Consider the following 8747-nt stretch of genomic DNA (forward strand, 5'->3'; position numbering starts at 1 on the left):
ATGCACAATCAAACAGTCAGAGCAACTGTATTCAAAGCTAATTCCGCCGCTCCTCAGACAAAGCAAATCTATGAAGATGACTTTTCTGAGCTGTACGGAGAGGATATTATCGCACCGCCCTACAATATCATCGAGCTCAAAACCATTGCTGAATACTCGACCATTCTTCAGCAATGCATAGATGCGTACAGAGTCAATATTACAGGTTTTGGCTTTGATGTTGAGTATACGTTTGATGTTAACGCCACTGACGTCGATCAGGCGAAAAAGAAAAGGGCGGAAAAAGACTGGGCCAGACTCGAAGCCTTTTATAAATGTCTTCATTTTGACGAATCAGCCGAAATGATTTTAGGCTATGCCATCGAAGACAGAGAAAAAACAGGCAATGGCTTTATGGAAGTGCTTCGGGACGGGATGGGAAAACCGGCTGGCATCGAATATTTAGATGTGAAAAATATGCGTGTATGCGGAGCCGGCGAGCCTGTTGAAGTATCTTTTATGTATGAAGAAAACGGAAAAGTGAAGAGAATCAAAAGGCAAAAACGTTTCCGAAAATATGTGCAGATGATCAATGGAAAAAAAGTATTTTTCAAAGAATACGGTGATCCGAGAAAAATGGACATGCGCACGGGTGAATATGTGAGCACATTGGCAGAGAAATATCAAGCGAATGAAGCCATTCACCTCAAAATCGGAAGCGGCGTATACGGCGTGCCGCGCTGGGTAGGCAATATCGTCAATCTATACGGAGCGCGAAAAGCGGAAGAGCTCAATTTTATGTATTTTAAGCAGGGCCGTCACGTCCCCGCTGCGATCACAGTGGAAAACGGGATGCTGTCGGAAGCTTCTTATCGGGAGCTGCAAGAATACATGAATGATCTTGAAGGCGTGGAAAACGCCCACAAATTTCTCTTGATTGAAGCGGAAGGAATCGCGAAAGAGAAGGATCTCCACGGGGGAGAGGATATTACGCCGGTGTCCGTGGAAATCAAGTCCTTGGCGGAAATTCTCCAGAACGACGCCTTGTTTCTTGAGTACGATGAAAAAAGCAGAAATAAGCTGCGCTCGGCGTTCCGCCTCCCGCCTCTGTATACAGGCGAGGCGCAGGAATACAACCGGGCGACAGCTGATACCGCTAGAAAAATTACGGAGGAGCAGGTCTTTCAGCCGGAGCGAAAAACGCTCGTGAATAAACTGAACACGCTGCTTTTGCCGGAGCTGAATATCCATGACGTCAGGCTGACATTAAAAGGACCGGACTTTCGTGATCCGCTTGAGATTGCGAAAGTGCTCGGTCCTTTTATTACAGCCGGAGCGGTATCGCCGAATGATTTACGCGATCTTGCGGGGCGGGTGCTTGGCAAAACGCTGGAGGAGTGGCCTGAGGAAATCTATAAACGGCCTGCAGGACAGGATGCGGAAAAGGCAAACCTGACTGCTCTCATGCAGGAGCTGAAAGAAAGCATCGAAGATATCAAAACGTCCTGAAGGGAGGTGAATCAAGCAGGTGGCGCGAGAATTAAGAAATGCCAAAATCAGCTTTGTCAGTTATGTGGACAAGGCGGCTAACCAGACAGAATTTTTCTTTACGAAGTCAGCCGAACCTCCGTCATTTGAAAAAAAGGTTCGGCTGTTTACAAAAAGTGAGCAGGATGAACAAAAGCTCGTGTACGGAATCGTGTATGAGCCTGATGTTCCTGATGCCCACGGCGATTTTATGACCGCCGAGGAAATTGAAAAAGCGGCGCACGGTTTTCTCGCGGAGGCACGGGAGATTGATATCAATCACAGCTTTGAGGGTGGAACCGGCGTCGTGGTCGAGTCCTATGTGGCGCCCGATGATTTTATGATCGGATCAAAGCGGATTACAAAGGGCTCATGGGTGCTCGTGACAAGAGCGTCTGACGAGGTGTGGGAACAGATTAAGGCTGGAATCATCACCGGCTACAGCATGGCTGGCACTGCAGATGTGTATGAAGAAGAACCGGTCGAAAAAGCAGGGTTCTTTAGTGTATTCAAGCAAATGCTTGCTGACAAAACAGGGAAGGAGACTGAAGAAATGAGAAAAGAAGACATGAAAGAATCATTCGAGCATGCGCTTTACCCTCTGCTCAAACGGCTTGAGCGGATTGAAAAAAACACAGACACGGAGGAAAAGCCGGAGCAGACGGGTGATGACGAGCGTCTGAAAAAGCTCGTTGAAGACATGCTTGCCCCACTGATCGAACGCATCGAGGCTTTGGAAAAAGCGCGAGGCGCGTCTAAGCAGACAGCGGACGATATGGGCGGCAATACAGAGCAAGTCAAAAAATCAATCTGGAGCGGACTGCTGTAAAACCAGTCAAGGAGGAGGAAATCAATTGAGAAATCAAGAGATCATTCGGAAAGCGGAAATGTCGCTTTCTGCTTTAAAAAGCGGCGGGCTCATGAACCCTGCGCAAGCATCGGCTTTTATCCGCATGGTGCAAAACACGCCGACCATTTTCAGTGAATCCCGCGTGATTCAAATGGAAAATGACTCGCAAAAATTTGAGAAAATCGGCTTCGGCCAGCGTATTCTGCGGGCTGCGCAAGAAGGAAAAGCACTGTCAAACGACGAGCTGACAGTTCCAACGACAAGCACGGTCCAACTGAACACGAAGGAAGTCATTGCGGAAATCAATATTACGTATGACACACTTGAAAACAATATTGAAAAAGACGGCCTGCAGCAGACAATCATGCAAATTTTAGCAGAGCGCGCAGCCGTTGATATTGAAGAGCTGATCGTTAACGGTGATACAGCATCAGCTGATCCGTATCTGGCGCAGCTGGACGGCATCCGCAAACAGGCGGTTTCCCATATCGTTGACATGAACGGTGAAGAACTGTCCAGAGCGACATTCAAGAAAGGCTTAAAGGCAGTTCCGCCAAAATATTTGCGCATCCCTCAGGAATTCAGATTCTATACGTCTCACGGCCTAGAAGTTGAATGGAAGGACCGCGTGGCAGACCGCCAGACAAACCTTGGGGACCAGGCTGTTCAGGGCGGCTTGTCAACAGCATTCGGCGTACCGGTCAAAGGGGTATCCAATATTCAGCCGTACACAGTCGGTGAGGGAGACGCGCAATATGACGCTTCTGATATCATTCTCACACATCCGAAAAATATCATTCTCGGCTTCTCCCGCAATATCCGAATTGAAGTCGACAAAGACATCCGCTCCCGTAAATTCATTATTGTCTTAACGGCCAAGCTGGACAGCAAGTTCGAGGAAGAGGATGCCTGCGCGAAATTAATTAACGTAAAAGAATAATAGAAACGAGGTGGTCAGCTCATGCTCATTGAACCGACTGACGTAGCCTCCTATTCGGTCTATGATCGGGTGAAAAACAGGCCGGAAGAGCTGCTGGCGCAGGATATCATCGAGGCGGAAGCGGAAGCGGCTCTCATCACGGGCCACCGCTTTGAAGACAGCTTGTATGATCCGCTGCCCGGCAAGGTGAAGTTGGCTTTAGTAAAGCTTGCCCAGTATTTTGCGCTTGTCAACAGCGATGAATCTGCCTCATCAAGCTATCAGTCTGAGAAAATGGGGGATTATTCCTACACGGTTTCCGGAGAAGGCGGGATTCAGCGGCCTGAGGTGTATCATTTGCTCGAAGAGTTTATCAAGCCGGGCTACGTCCCTGAATCCTCCAGACTGAAGGTGAGATCTTTATGAGCTACAAGCAGATGCTCATTCACCGCTGCGATATTTATCATGAAGCAGCGCAAGCGCCGTCTGCAGGCCGATTTGGGATTCCGGCAGACAGGCTGCAGCCGGTGATTTCATATCCGGATACACCCGATGAACAAGATGTCCCTTGTTATTTTACCGAAAAAACGCAGCAACTGATTCAGGAGGAGCCGGATCAAACTGTATATCATAGCTTTCTCGTCCATTTTCCGTTGTCAGCGGACATCCGCGTGAACGATAAAATCATTTGGGAGAATCATAAATATATACTAAAGCTGCCGAAAAGGATCAGACATCATCATTGGGAGGTCATCGCAGTCAGGGATGAAAGCCTATGAAAATAGCGGGATTGAAACAGCTGAACACGGCATTAAAAGAAGCGGCTTCAGGCGGTTTTTCCAGACAGGCGTCCCGGTGGCTTGAGGAGTGCGGGCAAGATTTTCTGGAGATCGTCCAATCTGAACTCATCAGCACACAAACGATTGATACAGAAAAACTGCTCAGTTCCTTTGAGAAAGGCGCAGAGGACAATCTCTGGATTGTGCAAAGCGGCGGGCTTTCGCTTGAGGTGGGGACACAGCTTGATTACGCCTCATTTCTTAATGACGGCCATTGGACGTCAAAACAAGATGTGAGATGGGTGCCGGGGCGTTTTCAAGGCTCACGGTTTATTTATGATCCAGCGGCTTCAACGGGAATGGCGCTCAAGAGAAAATGGATACCGGGCACGAGCTACTGGGATCATGCACTGCTTTTATATGAACAGCTGTTTGAAAAATCGCTGGAAAGCAAACTGCGCCAGTGGCTGAAGAAGCTGTAAAGGAGGAGCAGGATGAACAGTGAAACAGGATCGATCATGGCGTTTTTGTACAGCCGGTGGTCTGTTCCCATTTATGAACGCGAGCTTCCTGATCACTTTCAGGTGCCGTCGTTATACGTCCCGCCACCATCTGTTTTCGAGGAAACAGATACGGTCTCCACATTTAAAAAAACCTACAGTCTCAATGTAAAACTGTTTCATCTGGACTCCGTTCAGGCGCTGGATGAAGCGGACAGGCTCGCGGATGCCATAAGAGAGGCGAGAAATATGATTCCGCTGCTGAGTGAATCCGGCGAGAAGACGGGGGATATGGTTCGCATCTCCCAAATCGAGACAAGGGTAGGAGACAGGGGCGAGGCGGCCATGGTGATCAGGTGGAGCAGCCGATATTATTATCACAAAATAGAACAGCCTGTCTTACAGGATATCGACATGAACAGCGGGGTGAAATAAACGGTGTCAAAGGACAAACAACAGAAGAAGGCTGTACATACAAAGAGCCGGGAAGCTCTATTTGATACAGCGGATTTGATTAAGCACGCGAAGGAACTGTTCGGCGTTAAGCCGGATATTCTTCAGGGGGCTTTATTTGGCGTGGATCAACCACGTATGACGAAATCAGAAGCCAACCAATTGATTCAAACATTTCTAACCAAGGAGGTCATGTCATCATGAATGGCGGAACATTTACAACAGGCAAAGAAAAAGAACGTGCAGGCATTTATTTTAACTTTAAAACGACGGCACAGGAGCGGGTATCACTCAGTGAACGGGGAACAGTCGCACTTCCGGTCGCATCAAGCTGGGGCGAAGCGAAAACGTTCGTCTCCATTTCCAGCGTTGAAGACCTGAACAAAAAAGTGGGTCTCAGCATTGATGACCCGTCTTTATTGCTGCTGCGTGAAGCGAAGAAAAATGCGAAAACGGTATTGATGTACCGTCTAACCGAAGGTGTCCGAGCGTCTGCTGATATTGCTGAAGGCGTCAAAGCAACTGCAGTATATGGCGGAACAAAAGGAAATGACATTATCATCCGCATCAATCAAAATGTGCTGGATGCTAATTCTTTCGATGTGACAACATATATGGACGAATCAGAGGTTGATAAACAGACTGTCAAAAAGGCTGAAGAATTAACAGCTAACGGCTATGTCACTTTTACCGGAACAGGCGATCTTTCTTCAACGATTCCTCTCACTGGATCAGAAGGAGACACTGCAGCTGAGACGCTGAATGCATCCGCGGGAATCCGTTTATCTGGCGGTACGGATAAAGCCCCGGTCAACTCCGACTATACAGATTTCTTAGCCGCGGCTGAAACAGAGAGCTTTGATGTGATTGCGCTGCCTGTTGCAGAAGGTGACCAGTTGAAGGCGACGTTTGCTGCTTTTATTAAACGCCTGCGCGACGGCCAAGGACAAAAAGTGCAAGGCGTCACAGCCAATTATGCCGGTGATTATGAAGGCATCATCAACGTAACAGAGGGTGTGCTGCTTGAAGATGGCACGGAAGTTACACCGGACAAAGCAACAGCTTGGGTAGCTGGAGCGAGTGCAGGAGCAACCTTTAACCAATCACTCACATTTGTAGAGTACGAAGGCGCCGTTGATGTGTTACACCGCCTTGACCACGATACGATTGTTGAACGTCTGGGCAAAGGTGAATTTTTATTCACATTCGACGCCCGCGATAAATCCGTCAGTGTAGAAAAGGATATTAACTCACTCGTGACGTTCACAGCTGAGAAAAACAAGAAATTTGCGAAAAACAAAATCGTTCGTGTCCTGGATGCTGTGAATAATGATTTAACACGCGAGCTGAAAGCCTTAATTAAATCAAGAAAAGGCAGCGGAAGCGATATCCCGGCATCTGAAGACGGACTGCAGTATGTAAAAACGATGATCACGCAATACATGACAACACTTCAGGATGCAGGCGGCATCACTGGCTTTGATTCCGATGAAGATATCACAATTTCAATGAATGAAGATCGTGACGGCTTCTTGATTGACCTGGCTGTACAGCCTGTCGATGCAGCAGAAAAATTCTACTTTAATGTGGAGGTAAACTAATATGGCATTAAAAGCACAAAACACAATCTCAGGAAAAGAAGGCCGCTTATTTCTCGATGGTGAGGAAATGGCGCACATCAAAACATTTGAAGCAAACGTTGAGAAAAACAAATCCGAAGTCAACATTATGGGCCGCCGCATGACAGGCCATAAAACAACAGGGGCAAATGGAACAGGGACCGCAACGTTCTACAAAGTCACATCAAAATTCGTGCTATTGATGATGGACTATGTCAAAAAAGGCAGCGATCCTTATTTCACACTCCAAGCCGTGCTGGATGATCAATCCTCAGGCCGGGGCACAGAGCGAGTCACGCTGTACGACGTCAACTTTGACTCTGCCAAAATCGCAAGCCTTGATGTCGATTCAGAAGCGTTAGAGGAAGAAGTTCCATTTACATTCGAAGACTTCGACGTCCCTGAAAAGCTGTCTGACACGTTTTAATAAAAGGCGCATACGCAGACCTTTCTCAGAAAGGTCTGTTTTTTTACAGGATCAAACTAAACAATAGACAAGGGAGTTTTTTACATGAGCGAGAAGAACGAAAACGTATATGATCTTTCCTTTTTTATGCCGGGAAAAACAATTGAAGCTGAGGAAATCAAAGTGCCAATCTCAAAGCGTTTTGTTGATAAAAAAGGGAACATCGTGCCATTTATTTTTAAAGCGATCACGACGGAGCGCATTGATGAATTGGAGAAAGAAACAACAACGTATAAAAATGTCAAAGGCAGAGGCCGTGTAAAAGATTTAGACAGCCAACGCTTTTATGCCCGAATCGCAGTTGAATCAACCGTTTATCCGGACTTCCGTTCAAAAGAGCTTCGAGAAGCTTACAAAACGGCTGACCCGGTAGAAGTTGCGAAACGCGTGCTCTCAGTTGGAGGCGAGTATGCGAACTGGTTAAACAAAGCGATTGAGATTAATGGATTTGAAGATGAATTAGAGGATCTGGAAGAAGAAGCAAAAAACTAATCAAGGATGGGCATAAAGAAGCCGTGTATCTCTACTATGCGATGCACGAGCTTCATTATTCTCCATCAGATTTATTAGCGCTCTACGAAGCGCCCAGAAACTATAAAGCGCTGTTGTATGGAATGATCGGATATAAGCTCGATCTCCTTGAAAAACAAGCAAAGAAAGGAGGGGCATCGTAATTGGCAAAGCTGACAGCAAGGTTTGAAATGGAAGACCGTGTAAGTAAAAAGTTAAGAAAGATCCAGAATGGGTTTAGAGCACTTGAAAAATATAGAAAAATGGTGCAGCGAAAAAGCGCTATTGATGTACGAAAAGAAAGCAAAACTGTATTAAGGACAATTGATCGCATACAAAAATCATTAAAGAAAAAGCTTGGCGCCCAAATGATCTCCATTTCAACTGAGGATAAAGCCAGCAGTGTCATTCAGCAGGTTAATGTTCAATTGCAGGGATTGCCGTCATCTGTATCTATTAAAATAGATGCTAGTGACCAAGCAACCGAAAAGTTTGAACGATTAAGAGAGCTCGTGGCAGGTTTTAAAGGCTTTACGATTATGCTGAGTGCAGAAGATCAAGTGTTGCCGGCTGTGCAAAAAATACAGCGCTATATGGAAACTGCACTTAAAAATGGTTACTCTGTTACGATACGCGTGATTGATCACGTCATGAAAACAGTCGGTCGTATTTCTGCTGGTATTGATGCCTTAACAGGAAAAGACAACAAACTTGAGCTCGCTATTAATGACAGGGTGTCAAATAAGCTGGATTCATTGCAGAAAAGAATTGACAGCATGGGAAGCTCAGGTCCCTCCGAGAAAGGAGCGCCTTCATCAGGAGGAAATACAGGAGATATTGCGAGCATGTTTGATCCAGAAACGATTTTGACAGCACTGGACAAATTTGCTGCTTCTTTCATGGAAAAGGTGGATGAAATCGCCACAAAGTTCAGCCCGGAAACAATCTTAACAGAGCTGGATAAATTTACGACATCGTTCATGAATAAGGTGGATGAAGTCGCCACAAAGTTTAGTCCAGAGACAATTTTGTCGCAGCTGGATAAGTTCACAACATCGTTCATGAGTAAAGTGGACGCAATTGCAACGAAGTTCAGTCCAGAAACGATTCTGGCACAGTTGGATAAGTTTACAACATCGTTCATG

12 protein-coding genes and 1 pseudogene are annotated in these 8747 nt (G+C 46.4%); all 13 read left to right on the forward strand.

Annotation, left to right across the window (positions count from 1 at the left end; translation table 11 throughout):
* A complete protein-coding gene (locus AC07VD_RS07400) occupies nt 1-1488 on the forward strand; it encodes a phage portal protein (RefSeq protein WP_124059936.1) in 1488 nt (495 codons plus the stop codon).
* Nucleotides 1489-1507: 19 nt separating this feature from the next.
* A complete protein-coding gene (locus tag AC07VD_RS07405; protein ID WP_124059760.1) occupies nt 1508-2335 on the forward strand; it encodes an XkdF-like putative serine protease domain-containing protein in 828 nt (275 codons plus the stop codon).
* A gap of 25 nt (nt 2336-2360) precedes the next feature.
* Nucleotides 2361-3296, forward strand: coding sequence for a phage major capsid protein (locus AC07VD_RS07410; RefSeq protein ID WP_003232690.1), 936 nt, complete (start codon nt 2361-2363; stop codon nt 3294-3296).
* A 21-nt stretch (nt 3297-3317) separates the two neighbouring features.
* On the forward strand, nt 3318-3701 hold the full coding sequence (gene yqbG / locus AC07VD_RS07415; RefSeq protein WP_021479474.1) for a protein YqbG: 384 nt from the start codon (nt 3318-3320) through the stop codon (nt 3699-3701).
* Complete coding sequence (locus AC07VD_RS07420; RefSeq protein WP_015383432.1) at nt 3698-4054, forward strand: YqbH/XkdH family protein; 357 nt, start codon at nt 3698-3700, stop codon at nt 4052-4054. The genes yqbG and AC07VD_RS07420 overlap by 4 nt, the downstream gene beginning before the upstream one ends.
* Nucleotides 4051-4536 carry an HK97 gp10 family phage protein gene (locus tag AC07VD_RS07425; RefSeq protein ID WP_116315571.1) on the forward strand — a complete coding sequence of 162 codons (486 nt, stop codon included), beginning with the start codon at nt 4051-4053 and terminating at the stop codon, nt 4534-4536. The genes AC07VD_RS07420 and AC07VD_RS07425 overlap by 4 nt, the downstream gene beginning before the upstream one ends.
* Nucleotides 4537-4548: 12 nt before the next feature.
* Nucleotides 4549-4989 carry a hypothetical protein gene (locus tag AC07VD_RS07430; RefSeq protein ID WP_024572798.1) on the forward strand — a complete coding sequence of 147 codons (441 nt, stop codon included), beginning with the start codon at nt 4549-4551 and terminating at the stop codon, nt 4987-4989.
* Nucleotides 4990-4992: 3 nt separating this feature from the next.
* Complete coding sequence (locus tag AC07VD_RS07435; RefSeq protein ID WP_003232679.1) at nt 4993-5211, forward strand: YqzN/YkzM domain-containing protein; 219 nt, start codon at nt 4993-4995, stop codon at nt 5209-5211.
* Entirely contained in the window at nt 5208-6608 is a 1401-nt protein-coding gene (locus AC07VD_RS07440) for a phage tail sheath family protein (RefSeq protein WP_003245369.1), read from the forward strand. Before AC07VD_RS07435 ends, AC07VD_RS07440 begins: the two co-directional genes overlap by 4 nt.
* A gap of 1 nt (nt 6609) precedes the next feature.
* Nucleotides 6610-7053 carry a phage tail tube protein gene (locus AC07VD_RS07445; RefSeq protein ID WP_003232677.1) on the forward strand — a complete coding sequence of 148 codons (444 nt, stop codon included), beginning with the start codon at nt 6610-6612 and terminating at the stop codon, nt 7051-7053.
* 84 nt (nt 7054-7137) lie between these two features.
* On the forward strand, nt 7138-7584 hold the full coding sequence (locus AC07VD_RS07450; protein ID WP_015715734.1) for a phage tail assembly chaperone: 447 nt from the start codon (nt 7138-7140) through the stop codon (nt 7582-7584).
* A gap of 41 nt (nt 7585-7625) precedes the next feature.
* Nucleotides 7626-7766, forward strand: a complete 141-nt coding sequence (locus AC07VD_RS07455; RefSeq protein WP_129138065.1) for a hypothetical protein — start codon at nt 7626-7628, stop codon at nt 7764-7766.
* Nucleotides 7767-8747: pseudogene (locus AC07VD_RS07460) on the forward strand (transglycosylase SLT domain-containing protein); the annotation flags it as partial.

This window comes from Bacillus sp. GW821-FHT01G09 (assembly GCF_059422205.1).